The organism is Salinisphaera aquimarina (genome assembly GCF_042643355.1).
GTDB lineage: Bacteria > Pseudomonadota > Gammaproteobacteria > Nevskiales > Salinisphaeraceae > Salinisphaera > Salinisphaera aquimarina.
In genome coordinates this window covers 216,453-235,617 of record NZ_JBHRSS010000004.1, presented here as the reverse complement: position 1 = coordinate 235,617, position 19,165 = coordinate 216,453, and the positions used below count along the sequence as shown (strand labels likewise).

Sequence of the window (19,165 nt, the reverse complement as noted above, 5' to 3'; positions counted from 1 at the left end):
GATGTCCGGGAGATGAATATTCCGGACGCAACGCCACCGAATGCAAAGAGTCCGTCGCCATGATGCATCGCCACCTGTCTTTTGCCACGCTCATTCCGGTTCTGCTGCTGTGCGCGCTCGTACTCAGCGCCTGCGGTAGCGATGACCCGCCGCCGGCGCCTAACGTCGGCCTCCCGGATTTCACCGGGCTGGTCAAGCACGTATCCCCGGCCGTTGTGAATATCAGTGCGTTGCCGGCGCAGGACAACGACAGCGCGGGTCAGGGCAGCGGTGCCCCCGGTGACGATGGCAAGAATCCGCTGGAGGGATGGCTGCGCCGGTTTTTCGAGGATCACCCGAACGGTAGCGAGGACGGCCCGGGCGCGGTGCCGAGCCCGATGCCGCCGGGCCCGGGTGCGATCCCGCATCCGTCGCTCGGCTCCGGATTCATCATTTCGAAAGACGGCTATATCCTGACCAATCGCCACGTCGTCGCCGATGCCGGCCAGATCGTGGTCAAGCTCAACGATCGCCGCCAGCTGGTGGCCAAGGTGGTCGGCGAGGACAGTTACAGCGATCTGGCGGTGCTCAAGGTCGATGCCAAAGATCTGCCGATCGTCAAGATCGGCGATCCCGAGAAACTGGAGGTCGGCTCCTGGGTGGTGGCCATCGGCTCGCCGTTCGGCTTCGAGACCTCGGTGACCGCCGGCATCGTATCGGCCAAGCAGCGCAATCTGGCCAGCGACCAGTACGTGCCGTTCCTGCAGACCGATGTGGCCATAAACCCCGGTAATTCCGGTGGCCCGCTGTTCAACCTCAAGGGCGAGGTCGTGGGTATCAATTCGCAGATCTACAGCCAGACCGGCGGTTATCAGGGGGTATCGTTCGCCATCCCCATCGATATCGCCATGGACGTGTCGAAGCAGCTGCGTGACAGCGGCAGCGTGACTCGCGGTTGGCTCGGCGTGCAGATTCAGGACGTGGATCGCGAGCTGGCGCAATCGTTCAAGCTCAAACGCCCGGAAGGCGCGCTGGTGGCACGTGTCATGCCCGACAGTCCGGCGGCAAAAGCCGGTATCCAGGCCGGCGACGTGATTCTGTCGTTCGACGATCAGGAAGTCGATTCCGCCGCGGCACTGCCGCCGCTGGTCGGCACGGTCGCTCCCGGCGAGAGCGCCACGGTGACGGTGCTCCGTGACGGCGATCGCCAGGATATCGACGTGGATATCGAAAAATTGCCCAAGGATCTGCTGGCCGGTGGCGATACGCCTGAAAAGCAGCCCGAGGAGACAAAGAAGAACGCCTACGGCTTGGCGCTGGAGTCTCTGGATACTAAGGCGCGGCGCGATCTCGGGCTCGACCAGGGCGGCGTGCGCGTTACCAGGGTCGAGCAGGGCGCCGGCATGGACGCCGGACTGCAGCCCGATGACGTGATCCTGGCGGTCGGTTCGGACAACGTCGAGGACGCCGGATCGCTGCGCGAGGCGCTGGATGACGCGAATGGGCCGGTGGCCCTGCTGGTGCTGCGCGGTGGCAATCGTCTCTATCTGGCCATGCGACCGAAAGACAAATGATAGAAAACCGTCACGGTGTCGCGCGTGAACGCTGAAACAGCGCCGCGCTAACGCGTATACTTGCGATCCATTCCGTCACCATCGCCCCGGTTCCTGCCGGGGCGATTGTTTTATGCCGCGCACGAATATTTAATGCAGTCACGCATACGTAACTTTTCCATCATCGCCCATATCGACCACGGCAAATCCACCCTGGCGGATTGCTTCATCAAGACCTGTCACGGTCTGACCGAGCGCGAAATGGCCGAGCAGGTGCTCGACTCGATGGATATCGAGCGTGAGCGCGGCATCACGATCAAGGCGCAGGCGGTCACGCTCGACTACGTCGCTGCCGATGGCGAGACCTACAAGCTGAACTTCATCGACACCCCCGGGCACGTGGATTTCTCCTACGAAGTCTCGCGTTCGCTGGCAGCCTGCGAGGGCGCGCTGCTGGTCGTCGACGCGTCGCAAGGCGTCGAGGCCCAGAGCGTGGCCAACTGCTACACCGCGATCGAGCAGGACCTCGAAGTGGTGCCGGTGATCAACAAGATCGACCTGCCCGCGTCCGACCCGGACCGTGTCTCACAGCAGATCGAGGACGTGATCGGCATCGACGCCACCGACCGGCTGCTGGTGTCGGCGAAGTCCGGCATTGGCATCACCGACGTGCTCGAAGCCATCATCCGTCGTATTCCGGCCCCGGATGGCGACGCCGACGCGCCGCTGCAGGCACTGATCGTCGATTCCTGGTTCGACAATTATCTCGGCGTCGTGTCGCTGGTACGAATCGTCAACGGTCGGCTGGCCAAGGGTGATCGGATCCGGGTCATGGCGACGGGGCGCGAACACGAGATCGACGACGTTGGCATCTTCACGCCCAAGAAGCAGAAACGAAAAGCGCTCGAAGTCGGTGAAGTCGGTTATGTGATCGCCGGCATCAAGGAGATCGACGGCGCGCCGGTGGGCGATACGCTCACCCACGCTCATGCGCCCTGCGAGAAACGTCTGCCGGGCTTTCGCCAGGTCCAGCCGCGGGTATTTGCCGGTGTCTATACGGTGTCGACCGACGACTACGAGGATTTTCGCGACGCGCTCGCCAAGCTGCGCCTGAACGACTCTTCGCTCAACTACGAGCCGGAAACCTCGGCAGCGCTGGGGTTCGGTTTCCGTATCGGCTTTCTGGGCATGCTGCACATGGAGATCGTGCAGGAGCGCCTGGAGCGCGAGTACAACCTGGATCTGATTACCACCGCACCCACCGTGGTCTACGAAGTGCTGACCAACGACGGCGAACTCCACGCCATCAGCAACCCCACGGCGCTGCCCGACGTCGGCCAGATCGACGAGATCCGCGAGCCGATCATTCGCGCCACCATTCTCATGCCGCAGGAATTCGTGGGGCCGGTGCTGCAGCTGTGCATGGAAAAGCGCGGCGTGCAGAAGGACATGCAGTACATGGGCAACTCGGTGTCGATGAACTTCGAGCTGCCGCTGTCGGAAGTAGTGCTGGATTTCTTCGACAAGCTGAAATCGGTGTCGCGCGGCTTTGCCTCGTTCGAATACGATTTCGCCCATTTCCAGGCCGCCGATCTTGTCCGTCTGGACGTGCTGATCAACGGCGAGGCGGTCGACGCGCTGGCCCATATCGTGCACAAGGAGCGTGCGCACGACCGCGGCAAGGTGCTGGTGGAAAAACTCAAGAAGCTGGTGCCGCGGCAGATGTTCGACGTCGCCATCCAGGCCACCATCGGCACCCGCATCATTGCCCGCTCGACGGTCAAGGCGATGCGCAAGAACGTCACCGCCAAATGCTACGGCGGCGACGTGTCGCGCAAGCGCAAGCTGCTGGAAAAACAGAAGAAGGGCAAACGCCGCATGAAGCAGCTCGGCAGCGTCGAGATTCCGCAGGAAGCCTTCCTTGCGGTGTTGTCGACCGACGAGTCGGATTGACGACCGTCCATCGGTCATAAGCAGGAGCGAGCAAGGCATGAGCAACGTGCATATGGATTTCGAGGCGTGGCTGGCGCTGGCCACCATCATCACCGGCATCGTCTGGCTTCTGGACAAGCTGGTCTTTGCGCCGCGCCGCTATGATGGTGACGCGCCCAACTGGGCGATCGAGTTCTCGCGTTCGTTCTTCCCGGTGCTGCTCGCGGTGCTCGTGCTACGCGCGTTCGTGTTCGAGCCGTTTCGTATTCCCTCGAAATCGATGGTGCCGACGCTGCTGGTCGGCGATTTCGTGCTCGTCAACAAGTTCGCCTATGGCCTGCGCGCGCCGGTCTTTCATACCAAGTTTGTCGACCTGGGTGAGCCCGAGCGTGGCGATGTCGTGGTGTTTCGCTATCCGCCCGATCCGACCAAGGACTACATCAAACGCATCATCGGCCTGCCGGGCGATCAGATCACCTACAGCGACGAGCATCTGTCGATCAACGGCAAGCGCGTGGAACTCGCGGACCAGGGGGTCTACGACGACCCCGACGCGGATGTGCGCGACAGCATGCGCAAGCTGATCGAGGACCTGCCGGATGCACAGCCGCACCCGGTGCTACAGGTCGTGGGCCGACGCGGTCCCGAAGTGAGCGTTACCGTGCCGGACGGGCATTATTTCGTCATGGGCGACAACCGCGACAACAGTGCCGATTCGCGTATCTGGGGTTTCGTGCCGGAGAAGAACTTCGTCGGCAAGGCGTTCATGATCTGGATGAGTATCGATTTCGATGATTTCGGTGTGCGCTGGGCGCGCATCGGCCATATGCTGCACTAGTCAGCGAATGAACAATCAAGCCATGATCTTTTCCGCATTGCCTCGCCAGTCATCACCGCTCCACCGCCGCCAGCGCGGCATGACGTTCTGGGGCCTGCTCTATGTGCTTATCACCCTGGGTGTGATCGGCCTGGTGGCCGCCAAAAGCCTGCCGGTCTATCTGGGCGCCTACGACGTGCGCGAAACCATCGACTGGGCGGCGGCGCAGCCGAATCTGCTCAAAGCGAGCGCGCCGGAAATCCAGAGCGCGATCCAGCGGCGTTTCGACGCCGGCTACGTCGACAACATCCACGGTCGCGACGTCGCCGTGAGCAAGGTCGACGGCGGCCGTGAAATATCCGTGGCCTATGAAGTGCGCAGGCCCATGCTGTTCAATCTGTCACTGGTCTATTCGTTCGAGGAAAGCGCGCGCTTGACCGGCAGCGATGAGCAATAGCGGTATCAACGACGACCGAGCCATTGAGGCGCTGCAGACGCGCGTCGGCCATGTGTTTTCGGATCAGGCGCTGCTCCAGCAGGCGCTGACCCACCGCAGCGCCGGCCCGGTGCATAACGAACGGCTCGAATTTCTCGGCGACGGCGTGCTCAATTTCATCATCGCGGCGGCGCTGTTCGACCACAACCCGCAGGCGCCGGAAGGCGACTTGTCCCGTCTGCGGGCCTCGCTCGTGCGCGAGCGTACGCTGGCGAAAGTCGCCGCCGAGATCGATCTCGCCGACAGCCTGGTGCTGGGCCCCGGGGAGATGCGCGATGGCAGTCGCCGCCGCGCGTCGATACTGGCCGACGGCGTCGAAGCCCTGCTGGGCGCGATTTTCTGTGATGCCGGTTTCGATGCCGCGCGCGCCGTCGTCGAGCGTCTGTACGCCGACCGGCTCGACAATTTGCCGAGCGTCGCCAGTCTCAAGGATTCCAAGACCCGTCTGCAGGAATGGCTGCAGGCGCGTGCCCGCAACCGACCCGAATACGAACTCCTGCGCGTCACCGGCGCCGACCACTGTCAGCATTTCGTCTGTCGCTGCCTGCTCGCCGACAGCGGTGACGCGGTCGAAGGCGAGGGCGGCGGCCGACGCAAGGCCGAGCAGGACGCGGCCCGGCGCATGCTCGCCCATCTAGACGCCAACCAAGAAGTGAACAAATGACGCAAACCGCCCCCACACGTGCCGGCATGGTGGCGCTGGTCGGCCGACCGAACGTCGGCAAATCCACGCTCGTGAACGCGCTGGTCGGCGAAAAGGTGAGCATTGTCACCCCCAAACCCCAGACCACGCGCCATCGCATCATCGGCGTGCTCACCGAGCCGGGTCTGCAGATCGCCCTGGTGGACACGCCGGGGCTACATACCGGCCAGCGCAGCGCGCTCAATCGCGTGCTCAACGAGACCGCCATGGCGAGTCTGTCCGGCATCGACGTGGTGCTGTTCATGATCGAGGCCGGATTCTGGCGCGACGAGGACGTGGCGGCGCTGGCACGCCTGGAGAAACTGCAGATGCCGGTGGGCCTGGTGGTCAACAAGATCGACCGGATGCCGGACAAGGACGAATTGCTGCCGTTCATCCAGTCGGTCTGCGAGCGCCGCGAATTCGCGTTCGTCGCGCCGATCTCGGCGCGCAAGTCGCGCAATCTCAAGGCCGTGATCGACGAATGCGCGTCGCGCATGCCGGAAGGCCCGTTCCTCTTTCCCGAGGACGAGTACACCGACCGGACCCTGCGCTTCATCGCCGCCGAGACGGTGCGCGAAAAGCTCACCATGTTCCTGCAACAGGAGCTGCCGTATTCGGCCGCGGTGGAGATCGAGAGCTTCGAGAACGGCGAGGAGCAGATCGAGATTCATGCCTGTATCTGGGTATCGCGCGAGAATCACAAGGCCATCGTGATCGGCAAGGGCGGGCTCATGCTCAAGAAGATCGGGCGCGCGGCGCGTCTCGATCTGGTCGAGCGCATGGACCAGCGCGTGGATCTGCGGCTGTGGGTGAAGGTGCGCGAGAACTGGATCGATAGCGAAGCCAGCGTGCGCGATCTGGGCCACTGAGCGGCGCCTGTGTCCTGTCCCGTAAGTTTCTTGCCATATTCTGCGCGAAGCGTTGGTGTGTCCAGCAAGGCGCGAGGCCGAGTCGTAGCATCGTCTACGGCGAGGCCTTGCAACGCCGCTGGGCGCGTCAACGGACGTGCAGGAGGCAAGGTTGTTTGCGGGACAGGATACTAGCCGCGCCTTGTCATGCGTGTCGATCTCACGCCCTGTGTGATTCTGCACCGGCGCGCATGGCGCGACACGAGTCTGATCGTGGAAGCGTTTTCACGCGAGCATGGGCGTGTCGCCCTCATCGCCAAGGGCGCCCGCCGACCGAAGGCGCGCTGGCGCGGTCTGCTCGAGCCACTGGCCGGCCTGCAACTGGCCTGGAGCGGCCGCGGCGAAATGTATTCGCTGACCGATGCCGAGCCGGTGCAGCGCCACGTGCTGGACGGCAATGCGCTGATGGCGGCCTTCTACGCCAGTGAGCTGGTGATGCGCCTGACCGCGCGCGACGACCCGCACCCGCCGCTCTACGACAGCCTCGAGGCGCTGCTCGATGCGCTGGGTCAGGGCGCGCCCTCGATTCTTGCCCTGCGTTTTTTCGAGCGCGATCTGCTCGACGAGGTCGGCTATGGCATCGCGCTGGATACGACCACCGACACCGGCGAAGCGGTCGAAGCCGAGCGTGCATATCTCTATCATCCTGACGCCGGTCTGCGGCGTGCCTCGGGCCCGGCGCGCGCCGACGAAGTCCGCATCGAAGGCAGCGCGCTGATCGGACTGGTCAACGGGCGTTTCGGCCACCGCGAGGATATCCGCGCGGCCCGCGACCTGATGCGTGCCGCGATCGCGCCGCATCTGGGCAATCGGCCGCTCAAGTCGGTACAGACACTGCAGGCCATGCAACAATTTCGTGCTGCGGGGTCGTCGGAACCCGCGCTCAATACGTCTTCCGGAGAATCACCTTGAATCAGAACGCCACAGCTCGTGAACGACTGCGCCTCGGCGTCAATGTGGATCATGTGGCCACGCTGCGTCAGGCGCGCGGCACCCGCTACCCGGACGTGGTGGCGGCCGCGCATGCCGCCATCGCTGCCGGAGCCGACAGCATCACCGTCCATCTGCGCGAGGATCGTCGGCATATCCAGGATGCGGACGTCGACGCGCTGACCGAGATCGACGCGATCGCGGTCAATCTGGAAATGGCATTGACCGAGGAGATGCTGGCGATTGCCGTGGCCCGACGCCCGCGCGATGCCTGCCTGGTCCCCGAGCGGCGCGAAGAGCTGACCACCGAGGGTGGGCTGGACGTGGCCAGCCAGCGCGAGGCGGTCGGCGCCGGGATCGCGCGTCTGCACGCCGTGGACATACGTGCGGCCCTGTTCATCGATCCGGACGATGCGCAGATTCACGCCGCCGCGGCCGCCGGCGCCAGCCATATCGAGCTGCATACGGGCGCCTACGCCGATGCGCAGACCGAAGAAGAGGGCGATGAACAACTCGCGCGCATCGCCTCGGCGGCACGCTATGCGGCGTCGCTGGGCATGGAAGTGCATGCCGGGCACGGCCTCAATGTCGACAACGTGGGCGCGATCGCGGCCATCGACGAGATCGTGGAGCTCAATATCGGCCACGCGTTGATCGCGGATGCGCTGTTCGTGGGCATCGAACAGGCGGTACGCGACATGCGCGCGGCCATGGACGCCGGACGCGGCTGAGGTGCCGACTCAGGGGCCTTTGAATCCGCGTTCGCCATTAACGCCATACCCTTCGCGCTGCTAGAATCCGCGGATGAAAAAATATCCTACGCTCGATCATTTCGTCGGTAACAGCGCACTCACGCGTCTGCAGCGACTGCCCGGCCAGAGTTCCTGTCATGCGTCCAATACGCTGCTGGCGAAACTCGAAGGTGATAACCCGGCCGGCTCGGTCAAGGATCGGCCGGCCTACAGCATGATCCAGCGGGCCGCCGAGCGCGGCGATATCAGGCCGGGCGACACCCTGATCGAGGCGACCAGCGGCAATACCGGCATCGCGCTGGCGATGGTCGCGGCGATGCAGGGCTACCGCATGATTCTGCTCATGCCCGAGAACATGAGCGAGGAGCGACGCGCCTCCATGCGCGCCTATGGCGCCGAGATCATTTCCGTGTCCGAACAGGACGGCATGGAAGGCGCGCGCGATCAGGCCGCGCAGATGGGGCGTGACGGCAAGGGCCTGGTGCTCGACCAGTTTGCCAACCCAGACAATCCGCGCGCTCACTACGAAACCACCGGGCCGGAGCTGTGGAACGCCACCGACGGTCAGATCACGCATTTCGTGGCCACCATGGGTACCACGGGCACGATCATGGGCTGTTCGCGTTATCTCAAGGAACAGAATCCGGATATCCAGATCATCGGCGTACAGCCGGCCGGCGAATCCAAGATTCCCGGCATCCGCCGCTGGCCGGCGGAGTATCTGCCCCGCATATTCGAGCCGGAGCGCGTCGATCGCGTTATCGACGTCGACCAGAAGGACGCCGAAACCACAATGAAGAAGCTGGCGCGCGAGGAAGGCATCTTCGCCGGCCCGTCATCCGGCGGCAGCGTATTCGCGGCCCTGACCGTGGCCCGGGAAGTCGAGAACGCGACCATCGCGATGATCATCTGCGACCGCGGTGATCGTTACCTGTCTACCGGCGTCTACGACAAACCATGAGCGCGGCTGATGTCGTGCTGGCGCTGGATACGGCGCTGGATATCGCGGCTGTGCGGCGCCTGCACGACTACGCGGATCTCGACGATGCGGGCGTGACCCGTGCCTTCGAGCAGATGCGCATGCAGCGGCTCGGACATCTGCGTCTGCCGGCCTATCTGCTGGCGATCCGTCAGGTGGTCGCCATCGTCGACGACGGCGGCGATATCCGGGTCGTGGATATCGACGGCAGCGGCGATGAAGCCGCGATGCTGGATAGGCTCGAGCAACAGCTGTCGACGGCGGCCGGGACGCTCGTCCTGTGGGATACGCAAGACATGGAACTGCTGGGCATGCGCGCGTTCATGCACGATCGCCCGCTGCGGCTGTCGACTCGTCACAGCCGTGTCTTCGAACTGGCCGAAAGCCTCGCGGTCGACGCTGAACATCCGTCGACCGACACGGAGCGGGATATCATCACGCTTACCGGGCTGCCGGCTGTGGATAGCGCGGCCTCTCCGGGCGCACGACTGCGGGCAATCGCCTGCAATCGCTATCGGCTGTGGCTGCGTTGGCAGACTTGCCGGGGCGAGCTCACCGCCGGTGAGCGGGCCGCGCGTGAACGCGCGCTGGCGCGCCCGCACACGCCCGAGCCCGCATGAGTCGCCGGCAGCGGCGGCGCCAACCCGCTGAACGCGGCATTGTCGATATCGAGGATCTGGCCAGCAACGCCCGCGGCGTGGGCCACGTCGACGGCAAGGCGGTATTCGTGGCCGATACATTGCCGGGCGAGCGGGCGCTCTACCGGCCCACCCGTCGCAAGCGCGGCTTCGACGAAGCCTCGCTGGAGACATTGTTCTCCACCTCGCCTCGCCGGGTCACGCCCAAGTGCGCGCATTTCGGCGTATGCGGGGGCTGCGCGCTCCAGCACGCCGACGCCGATGCCCAGCTCGAGTTCAAGCAGAACCAGCTGCTGTCGGCGCTGACCCGCGTCGGCAAGGTCGAGGCGGAGCAGATCCTCGCGCCGCTGATCGACGCTCGCTGGGGTTATCGCAGACGCGCGCGTCTCGGGGTCAAGTACGTCGAGAAAAAAGGCGGCACCCTGGTCGGCTTTCGCGAGCGCGGGGCGCCGTTCATCGCGCTGCTACGGCGATGCGAGGTGCTGGTCGATTCGGTGGGCAGCCGGCTGGTCGCGCTCGCGCAGATGATCGACGGCCTGTCGATCCGGGAACGGCTGCCGCAGATCGAGGTCGCCGCCGCCGACAATGTCGTCGCGCTGGTGTTCCGGGTGCTCGACCCGCCCAACGCCGCCGACCGCGACCTGCTCGCCGCCTTCGCCCGCGAGCACGATTTCTCGATCTATCTGCAGCCCGGCAACGAGCAGACCATCGTGCCGCTGGGCGCCGACGCGCCGGCGCTTTACTACGATCTGCCCGCCTACGACGCGCGGCTTTATTTTCAGCCCAACGATTTCGTGCAGATTCATGCCGGCATCAATGCCCGGATGATCGACCAGGCGCTGGCGCTGCTGGATGTGCAGTCCAGCGAGACGGTGCTCGAGCTGTTCTCGGGCCTGGGTAATTTCTCGATTCCGCTGTCACGCTCGGCGCGTCGGGTGATCACCGTGGAAGGCGAGGCATCGCTGGTCGAACGAGCAAAAGCCAACGCGCGCAGTAACGGCGCCGACAACATCGAAGCCCATGTGGCCAATCTGTTCGAGCCCGAAGCCCAGCCTGCGTGGCTCGACCAGCCGATCGACAAGATACTCATCGATCCGCCGCGCTCGGGGGCCGCTGAGATCCTGCCGCAGATCGCCGCCAGCGGTGCGTCACGCATCGTCTACTGCTCATGTCATCCGGCGACCCTGGCCCGCGACGCACAAATGCTGGTGCATCAGTACGGCTACCGATTGACCCACGCCGGGGTCATGGACATGTTCCCGCATACGGCGCATATCGAGTCGATGGCGGTCTTCGAGCGGGGTGAGAGATAACACGGATGGCAACCGAGATAGAACGCAAGTTTCTGGTGACCAGCGACGCCTGGCGCGATCATGCCCATGCCAGCGAAGATTTCGAGCAGGGCTATCTGTGTGGCGACGGCCCGGCCTCGGTGCGGATACGAATCGAGGGCGAGGCGGCGAATATCAACATCAAGGCCGCGGTGGTCGGCACGACACGCGCCGAATACGAGTATCCGATCGCCTTGGCCGATGCACGCGAAATGCTTGCTGATCTGTGCGTGGCCGCGCCGGTTCGCAAGACGCGCCACTGGGTGCGTCACGCCGGCCATACCTGGGAGATCGACGTGTTCACGGGCGCCAATGCGCCGCTGGTCGTAGCCGAAATCGAATTGTCTTCCGAAGACGAGGCGTTCGAACAGCCGCCGTGGCTCGGCGAAGAGGTATCCGACGACTCACGCTATTACAATCACGCCCTCGCGTTCGCGCCCTACGGACAATGGAAGCAATGAACGAAGACGCAGTTCATATCGATATCGACCTGCATGCGCAGCGTCTGGTACTGCTCGACGGGCAGGACCACGAAATCAAGGCCTACGACGTGTCGACCGCGGCGAAGGGGGCCGGCGAATTCGAAGGCAGCCACCAGACGCCGCGCGGCGCGCACCGTATCCGCGCCAAGATCGGTGCCGACGCGCCCGTGGGCACCGTGTTCAAGGGGCGGCGCCCCACCGGCGAGATCTATTCCCCGGAGCTGGCCAAGGCCGCGCCGCGGACTGACTGGATCCTGTCACGTATCCTCTGGCTCTGCGGCGAGGAGGTCGGGCGCAATCGTCTTGGTGGCATGGATACCATGCGCCGCTTCATCTATATTCATGGGGCTGCAGACACGGCAGTCATGGGCAAGCCCGGCTCCATTGGCTGTATCCGGATGACCAACAGCGATGTCATCGATCTTTTCGAACGTGTCGAAGCCGGCACAAAGGTTCTGATTCATGAATGACGGCGTGTATCGCCCGGGGCCCTTGCTGGTGGATGTGGCGGGTACCCGCCTGACCGATGCCGATGCGCAGGTGCTGAGTCATCGAGCTGTCGGCGGCGTGATTCTGTTCACGCGCAATTTCGATAATCGTGAGCAGCTCGCCGAGTTGACGGCCGCGATGCGGGACGTGCGCCCGAATCTTCTGATCACGGCCGATCAGGAAGGCGGGCGGGTTCAGCGTTTTCGCGAGGGCTTCACGCCGGTCGTGCCGATGCGCGCGATAGGCGATCTGGCACGGCGCAATCTGGCGGCGGCGATCACCGCAGCGCGTGAGATCGGCTGGCTGCTGGCGGTGGAACTCGCGCGGGTCGGCGTCGACATGCCGCTGGCCCCGGTCGTCGATCTGGATTACGGCTTCTCCGAGGTGATCGGCGACCGCGCCTTCGCCGGTGATGCCGACACCGTGATCGCGCTGTCCCGCGCGCTGGCCCAGGGTCTGCGCGGGGCGGGCAGCGTCGCCACCGCCAAGCATTTTCCCGGTCACGGCTATGTGCCCGCCGACTCGCACGCGGAATTGCCCAGCGACGAGCGTGATCGGGCCCGGATGGCCGACGATGTCGCGCCGTACGCCGCGCTGGTCGCGGACGGTCTGGAGTCGGTGATGATGGCGCATGTGCGTTATCCGGCCGTCGACTCGCTGCCGGCCAGCCTGTCGCGGTTCTGGATAGCGCAGGTGCTGCGGGCGGAGATCGGTTTCGACGGCTGCATATTCTGCGATGACCTGAGCATGGGCGGCGCCGCCGCCATCGGCGACTACCGCGAGCGCGCCCGCCTGGCCCAGACCGCTGGCTGTGATTACGTGCCGGTCTGCAACAACCGCGATGCGGTGCTGGCGCTGCTGGATGCGGTCCTGTGCGACGACGAAGCCGCCTGTCTGCGGCGCGAGCATCTGCATGCGGCCTGTCGGCAAGGGGTGGACGATTCCGATGCAGCCCTGGAGGACAGCGCCCGTTGGCAGGCCGCGACCGAATTGAATGCGCGGCTCGCGCAGGAAGCCGGCGGCGGGGCCTGAATGGGCGCGCTGGGGGAACTCTTACAGCGCGTCATCGACGAATATCTGAGCCTGCGCGCCGACTGGGGCGTGGCGCTGGATATCTTCTGTGTGGTGTTCATTACCGGGCTGCTGGATCTGATCACCCGCGGACTGTTTTCCTGGCTCGGGCGACGCGTGCGCAGCAGCACCAACATCTGGGACGACGCGCTCTACTACAGCTTCAACGGCCCATTGCAGGGGTTGATCTGGGTGGTCGGGCTTTCGATCGCCGTGCGCCTGGGGCGCCCCGATGAAGGCTTGGCCTGGCTGGCCTATTCAGTGGAATTGCGGGGGCTGATCCTGGTCGGACTGTTCGTGTGGTTCCTGTTTCGGCTGATCAGCTCGATCGGCTCCAATGCGCTCTCGCGTGCGGCCACCCGCGAGAATGCCATCGACGCGACCACGGCGGACGCCATCGGCAAGCTGCTGCGCATCGCCGTGCTGATTACGGCGGCCCTGCTGATCATGCAGGTGCTGGGCGTGTCGCCGTCGGCGCTGCTGGCGTTTTCGGGCGCCGGTGGCATCGCCATCGGTTTTGCCGCGCGTGACGTGCTGGCCAACATATTCGGCGGGCTCACGGTCTATCTCAACCGGCCGTTCTCGGTCGGCGACTGGATTCGCTCGCCCGAGCAGGATATCGAGGGTGTGGTCGAAGCCATCGGCTGGCGGGCAACGACGGTACGGCGCTTCGACATGCGCCCGCTGTACGTGCCCAACGCGGTCTTTTCCAAGGTGGCGCTGGAGAATCCGTCGCGCATGACCCACCGCCGGATCATGGAGACGGTGGCGGTACGCTATGACGACGCCGCCGCCATTCCGGATATCGTCGAATCCGTGCGCGGCATGCTCGACAAGGACGAGGCGATCGACAGCAATCAGGTAATCCTGACGTACATCGACAGCTTCGGCGACAGCGCGATCAAGCTCCTGGTCTACTGCTACACCCACACCACCGACTGGGCGGAGTTCCTGGCGATCAAGCAGAGCGTGTTGCAGCGAGTACAGGACACCGTGCGCGAGCATGGCGCGGCGATTGCGTATCCGACCACGACGCTGCAGGTGCCCGGCGAGCTGCGAATCGCCCGGGCCGAGCATGGCGACGACGACCGCCAGGAAGAAATAGACCCCAACAAGGTACAATCCGAGCGCAAACGGGCGGTGTCCCGTGAGAACAAGCGCGCAGAACACACCCAGGGCCCCGATAGCCCCAGCGAAGAAGGTGAAGGCGAAGCATGAGCGGTTTTGACCAGGAACGATATGAAGACGCATGTGCCATGCGGGTGCAGGCCGATTGTCTGATCGACGAGCCGACACTCGTTGAATGCTACGACCGGATGGCCGACGAGATCCGCGAGCGGCTGGCGGACAAGAACCCGCTGGTCATGTGCGTGATGATCGGTGGCCTGCAGCCGACCGCGGAAATTACCAAGCGGCTGGATTTCGCCTTCGAATTCGACTATCTCCACGCTACCCGCTATCGCGGCGAAACCGACGGTGGTGAACTGGTCTGGAAGGTATGTCCGTCGCTGCGCCTGGCCGATCGGCACGTGCTCATCATCGACGATATTCTCGACGAGGGGCATACGCTGGAGGCGATTCTCAACACGCTGCACTCCCAGGGCCCGGCATCGGTCACCACCGCAATGCTGCTCAAGAAGGATCACGATCGCTGTGCGTCCGGTGTATCGGCGGATATCGTCGGCTCCTATATCGAGGACCGCTACGTATTCGGCGCCGGGATGGACTACAAGGGCTATTTCCGCCAGCTGCCGGCGGTCTACGCGGTCGCGAACAACGCCGATCCCAAGCGCGGCTGAGCGCTGTCATGGCGGTACAGGACAATGCGCCGATCGGCATCATCGGCGGCACCGCGCTCGCGGCACTTGCCGGTCTGGATGACGCTCAGCAGCCGAGCACTGCAGACACGCCGTTCGGCCCACCCTCTGGGCCGTTGCTGCGGGGGCGGCTGGCGACTCGAGATGTGTGTTTCGTCATGCGCCACGGGCCCGGCCACAAGCTTGCGCCGCACCGCATCAACTACCGCGCCAATATCCGCGCGCTGGCCGATGCCGGCTGCCGGCAGGTGATCGCCATCGCCGCGGTCGGCGGCATCACCGAGCCCATGCGCTCGGGACGTATCGTGATTCCCGATCAGATCATCGACTACAGCTGGGGGCGCGCCCACAGCTTCTACGACGATCCCGACGGCGGCGTTCTCGACCATATCGATTTCACCACGCCGTACGCCACGCCCCTGTGCGAGGCGCTGATCCGCGGCGCCGAAGCGGCCGGGCTCGATCCCGCCGGCTCCGGCGTGCACGGCGTCACCCAGGGGCCGCGCCTGGAAACCGCGGCCGAGATCGACCGCATGGAGCGTGACGGCTGCGATATCGTCGGCATGACGGGCATGCCCGAAGCCGCGCTGGCACGTGAGGCCGGGCTGGACTACGCCTGCTGCGCGGTGGTGGTCAACAAGGCGGCCGGGCGTAGCGGCGGTACCGCGATCCACGCCGAGATCGAGGCGACCCTGGCGCAGGGCATGGTCGATATCGAGCGTTTGCTCGAACAGACCCTGCCGCAGCTGTAGAACACTGTCGGTGTTATGCCGGGCGGCGTCCGAAGGCCTGCACGCCTGATTGCTAGCGGCTGAGTGCCGCCTCGGTCTCGTTCTCGGTGGGTGCGCCGAGCTTGCCCAGCAGGGTCTGTACCCGATCGATACGGGTTTCCACGTCTTCCATGTCGGCAAAGAACACCAGCCGGGCGTCGCCTTCCAGACGATAGGCGCGGGCATCGGCCTGCACCAGGGCGATCAGCTTGCGCGGATCGATGCGACTGTTGCGCGAGAAGTTCAACCGCCCGACGTCCGGGCCGGCCTCGATCTTGGCGATACCCAGCGGGCTGCCCATCAGCTTGATCGCGGTCGCGGCAAACAGCGTTTCCGTAGCTTCGGGCAGCAGCCCGAAACGGTCGATCAACTCGACCTTGAGCGCACGAAGGGCGCCGTGATCCCTGGCCGCACTGATGCGCTTGTAGAGCACCAGACGCATATGCACGTCGGGGATATAGTCCTCGGGCAGCAGAGCGGTGGCGCCCAGTTCCACCTCGGTGGCGGACATCAGCTCTTCGGCGTCGGCTTCCGGCACTTCGCCGCGCTTGAACGCACCGACGGCGCGGTCCAGCATCTGCCGGTAGAGATCGAAGCCGATTTCCTGGATCTGGCCGGACTGACCTTCGCCCAGGAGCTCACCCGCGCCGCGGATTTCCAGATCGTGGGTGGCCAGCGCAAACCCCGCGCCGAGATCGCCGAGTGACGCCAGGGCGTCGAGGCGCTTCTGCGCGTCGGGGGTCATCAGCGACTGTTCCGGCGTGAGCAGATAGGCATAGGCACGGTGATGAGAACGCCCGACGCGCCCGCGCAGCTGATGCAGCTGGGCCAGACCGAAGGTATCGGCCCGGTCGATGATGATGGTGTTCGCGCTCGGCACATCGATGCCGGATTCCACGATCGTGGTGCACAGCAGGATATCGAAACGGCGATGATAGAAATCGAGCATCGCCGCTTCCAGTTCGCGCTCGTGCATCTGGCCGTGGGCGATGCGAATACGGGCTTCCGGCACGATCTCGGCCAGATCACGCGCCTTGCGCTCGATGTCCTTGACCTTGTTGTGCAGGTAGTAGATCTGGCCGCCGCGACGCATCTCTCGGCGTACCGCTTCCTGGATCAGGGCGTTGTCCTGGCGCGAGACGAAGGTCTGGATAGCCAGCCGTGATTCGGGCGCCGTGGCGATGATCGACAGGTCGCGCAGACCCGACAGGCTCATGTTGAGCGTGCGCGGGATCGGCGTGGCCGTGAGAGTGAGCAGATCGACCTGCGCGCGCAGACTCTTGATGCGTTCCTTGTGGCGCACCCCGAAGCGATGTTCCTCATCGACGATGAGCACACCCAGCTTCTTGAAGCGAATATCCTTCTGTAGCAGGCGATGGGTGCCGATGACGATATCCAGCTTGCCCTCGGCCATCTCCTGCAGCAGTTCGTCGCGCTGTTTGCCGGTGCGCAGCCTGGAGAGCGCGGCGACCTTGATCGGCCAGTCGGCGAAGCGATCGGCGAAGTTCTGATAATGCTGCTGGGCGAGCAGGGTTGTCGGGACCAGCACGCAGACCTGGTAGCCGGCGGAGATCGCCGCGAAGGCCGAGCGCAGCGCGACTTCGGTCTTGCCGAAACCGACGTCGCCGCAGACCACGCGATCCATGGGCGTGGCCTTGCCCAGATCGGCGAGTACCTCGTCGATGGCGCGCTGCTGATCGGGGGTTTCGGTGAACGGGAAGCCGGCGGTGAAACGGGCGTAATCGGCCGGATCCGCGACCATCGACACGCCTTCGCGCGCCGCGCGTCGGGCCTGGATTTCCAGCAGTTCCGCGGCCACGTCGGTGGCGCGCTTGGCGGCTTTCTTGCGCGCCTTGGCCCAGCGATCGGCGCCCAGGCGGTGCAGTGGCGCGGTCTCTGCGTCCGCACCGGTAAAGCGATGCACCAGATGCAGCGAGCCGACCGGCACATAGAGCAGATCTCCGCCGGCGTATTCGATGGTGACGAACTCGTTCTCGACCGTGCCGACGGTCAGCTTCTGCAGGCCCCGATAGCGGCCCACGCCATTGTCCTGATGCACGACCGGTGCGCCCGGCGCGAGATCGGTAAGTTCGCGGATCGCGGTTTCCGGGTCGCGGGTGACGCGCCGGCGTTTCTTGGCTGGCGGCCGGCTGCCGGTGAGCTGACTCTCGGCGATGATGGCGACGCCGTCGCCGGCGAGCACACAGCCGGCTTCCAGCGGCGCGCTGGTCACCGCGATATGCTTGTTGTGGGCGAGAAATTCGGGCCAGTTCTCGACCCGTGCCGGGGCCATGCCCAGCGAGGTGAGCCAGTCGCGCAGGGCTTCTCTTCGGCCAGCCGAATCGCCGGTGATCAGCAGGCGGCCCTCGAACTTCTCGAAGAAATCACGCAGCGCACGGCCGGTGGCGGCGATATCCGTCGATGTCAGCGTGGGCACCGGGGCGGCGTCGAACACCGCGCCTTCGGCGAGATCGTCGGCGTCGAGGCGCACGGCCGTGCGTGCGTCCAGCCCCGAGCGCAGGGCCTTGCGGGTCACGAACGCTTCTTCGGGGCGCAACAGCGGCCGTTCCGGATTGACGCTGCGCTGTTCGTAACGGGATTCGATCGTCGACCAGGCCGTGGAGAGCGCGGTATCGACGTCGCCGAGTTCGACGATGCCGCAGGCTTCGGGCAGATAATCGAACAACGACGCGGTGGTGTCGAAGAACAACGGCAGATAGGATTCGATGCCGCCGGGCGGAATGCCCCGCGAGACATCGCGATAGATCACGCTGCGGCCGGGATCGCCCTCGAAACGCTGGCGATAGCGCTGGCGAAACGCCTTGATGGCGCCCTCGTCGAGCGGGAACTCGCGGGCCGGCAGCAGGCGGATCGATTCGATCTTGTCGGTGGAACGCTGCGAATCCGGATCAAACGCGTGGATGGTGTCGATCTCGTCGTCGAACAGATCCAGCCGATAGGGCGTGTCCGCGCCCATCGGGAACAGATCCATCACCGCGCCGCGGATCGCGTATTCACCGTGCACGCGCACCTCCGAGACCGCGGCATAGCCGGCGGCTTCCAGGCGCGCGCGCAGGGCATGGAAGTCGAGTCGGTCGCCGACCCCGAATACCATCGCGCGGGCGTCTACGAATTCGGTGGGCGGCAGCGGCTGCAGCAGGGTATCGGCGGCCACGATGAGCACGCCACGTTCCATGCCGGGCAGCGCGTGCAGCAGCGCCAGCCGTTCCGAGACAATGTCCGCATGCGGCGAGAACACGTCGTAGGGCAGGGTTTCCCAGTCCGGGAAATGGCGCACCGCCAGGTCTGCGTCGGCGAAGAAGCGCAGTTCTTCCTCGAGGCGGTAAGCACGGTGCTCGTCGGCCACGACGGCGACGGTCAGATGCGCGTTGGCCTGGGCCGCGGCGGCGAGCGCGATCGCGCTGGCACAGCCGGCCAGACCCTGCCAGCGATCCTGTGCACCGGGAACGAGCGCAGGCGGAGTGAGCGCGCTCTGACGGGTCGAGTTATGCGTTTTTTCAGCCACGAGGGCGCGG

The 19,165-nt window shown here is 65.0% G+C and carries 18 protein-coding genes; 17 read left to right on the top strand and 1 reads right to left on the bottom strand.

Features of this window, described 5'->3' with window-relative positions; all coding sequences use genetic code 11:
* The first annotated feature begins 59 nt into the window (after window positions 1-59).
* From ACFOSU_RS11440 to ACFOSU_RS11360, 17 genes are all read left to right on the top strand, one after another.
* Entirely contained in the window at window positions 60-1,553 is a 1,494-nt protein-coding gene (locus ACFOSU_RS11440; protein ID WP_380689696.1) for a DegQ family serine endoprotease, read from the top strand.
* A 132-nt stretch (window positions 1,554-1,685) separates the two neighbouring features.
* Window positions 1,686-3,485 (top strand): translation elongation factor 4, encoded by a 1,800-nt coding sequence (gene lepA, locus ACFOSU_RS11435; RefSeq protein WP_380689694.1) that lies wholly within the window; start codon window positions 1,686-1,688, stop codon window positions 3,483-3,485.
* Between the two features lie 37 nt (window positions 3,486-3,522).
* Window positions 3,523-4,302: a signal peptidase I gene (lepB, locus tag ACFOSU_RS11430; RefSeq protein ID WP_380689692.1), complete on the top strand. Its 780-nt coding sequence runs from the start codon at window positions 3,523-3,525 to the stop codon at window positions 4,300-4,302.
* 7 nt (window positions 4,303-4,309) lie between these two features.
* Window positions 4,310-4,738, top strand: coding sequence for a DUF4845 domain-containing protein (locus tag ACFOSU_RS11425; RefSeq protein WP_380689690.1), 429 nt, complete (start codon window positions 4,310-4,312; stop codon window positions 4,736-4,738).
* The gene (gene rnc / locus ACFOSU_RS11420; RefSeq protein WP_380689688.1) at window positions 4,728-5,441 is read left to right on the top strand and encodes a ribonuclease III; all 714 of its coding nucleotides are present in this window, start codon (window positions 4,728-4,730) and stop codon (window positions 5,439-5,441) included. The genes ACFOSU_RS11425 and rnc overlap by 11 nt, the downstream gene beginning before the upstream one ends.
* Window positions 5,438-6,331, top strand: coding sequence for a GTPase Era (era, locus tag ACFOSU_RS11415; protein ID WP_380689686.1), 894 nt, complete (start codon window positions 5,438-5,440; stop codon window positions 6,329-6,331). The genes rnc and era overlap by 4 nt, the downstream gene beginning before the upstream one ends.
* 186 nt (window positions 6,332-6,517) lie before the next feature.
* Complete coding sequence (recO, locus tag ACFOSU_RS11410; RefSeq protein WP_380689684.1) at window positions 6,518-7,282, top strand: DNA repair protein RecO; 765 nt, start codon at window positions 6,518-6,520, stop codon at window positions 7,280-7,282.
* Window positions 7,279-8,031, top strand: a complete 753-nt coding sequence (locus ACFOSU_RS11405; protein WP_380689682.1) for a pyridoxine 5'-phosphate synthase — start codon at window positions 7,279-7,281, stop codon at window positions 8,029-8,031. Before recO ends, ACFOSU_RS11405 begins: the two co-directional genes overlap by 4 nt.
* Window positions 8,032-8,104: 73 nt before the next feature.
* Window positions 8,105-9,013: a cysteine synthase CysM gene (cysM, locus tag ACFOSU_RS11400; protein WP_380689680.1), complete on the top strand. Its 909-nt coding sequence runs from the start codon at window positions 8,105-8,107 to the stop codon at window positions 9,011-9,013.
* Window positions 9,010-9,651, top strand: coding sequence for a hypothetical protein (locus tag ACFOSU_RS11395; RefSeq protein WP_380689679.1), 642 nt, complete (start codon window positions 9,010-9,012; stop codon window positions 9,649-9,651). Before cysM ends, ACFOSU_RS11395 begins: the two co-directional genes overlap by 4 nt.
* Window positions 9,648-10,982, top strand: coding sequence for a 23S rRNA (uracil(1939)-C(5))-methyltransferase RlmD (rlmD, locus tag ACFOSU_RS11390; protein ID WP_380689677.1), 1,335 nt, complete (start codon window positions 9,648-9,650; stop codon window positions 10,980-10,982). Before ACFOSU_RS11395 ends, rlmD begins: the two co-directional genes overlap by 4 nt.
* Before the next feature lie 5 nt (window positions 10,983-10,987).
* Entirely contained in the window at window positions 10,988-11,461 is a 474-nt protein-coding gene (locus tag ACFOSU_RS11385) for a CYTH domain-containing protein (protein WP_380689675.1), read from the top strand.
* Window positions 11,458-11,952: a L,D-transpeptidase family protein gene (locus tag ACFOSU_RS11380; RefSeq protein WP_380689673.1), complete on the top strand. Its 495-nt coding sequence runs from the start codon at window positions 11,458-11,460 to the stop codon at window positions 11,950-11,952. The genes ACFOSU_RS11385 and ACFOSU_RS11380 overlap by 4 nt, the downstream gene beginning before the upstream one ends.
* The gene (gene nagZ / locus ACFOSU_RS11375; RefSeq protein WP_380689671.1) at window positions 11,945-13,003 is read left to right on the top strand and encodes a beta-N-acetylhexosaminidase; all 1,059 of its coding nucleotides are present in this window, start codon (window positions 11,945-11,947) and stop codon (window positions 13,001-13,003) included. Before ACFOSU_RS11380 ends, nagZ begins: the two co-directional genes overlap by 8 nt.
* Window positions 13,004-14,260 (top strand): mechanosensitive ion channel family protein, encoded by a 1,257-nt coding sequence (locus ACFOSU_RS11370; protein ID WP_380689669.1) that lies wholly within the window; start codon window positions 13,004-13,006, stop codon window positions 14,258-14,260.
* Window positions 14,257-14,841: a hypoxanthine-guanine phosphoribosyltransferase gene (locus ACFOSU_RS11365; protein ID WP_380689667.1), complete on the top strand. Its 585-nt coding sequence runs from the start codon at window positions 14,257-14,259 to the stop codon at window positions 14,839-14,841. The genes ACFOSU_RS11370 and ACFOSU_RS11365 overlap by 4 nt, the downstream gene beginning before the upstream one ends.
* An 8-nt stretch (window positions 14,842-14,849) precedes the next feature.
* Complete coding sequence (locus ACFOSU_RS11360; protein ID WP_380689665.1) at window positions 14,850-15,611, top strand: S-methyl-5'-thioinosine phosphorylase; 762 nt, start codon at window positions 14,850-14,852, stop codon at window positions 15,609-15,611.
* 52 nt (window positions 15,612-15,663) lie between these two features.
* Here the strand turns inward: ACFOSU_RS11360 and mfd are convergent, their stop codons facing one another.
* Window positions 15,664-19,155, bottom strand: coding sequence for a transcription-repair coupling factor (gene mfd, locus ACFOSU_RS11355; RefSeq protein WP_380689663.1), 3,492 nt, complete (start codon window positions 19,153-19,155; stop codon window positions 15,664-15,666).
* Window positions 19,156-19,165 lie beyond the last annotated feature (10 nt).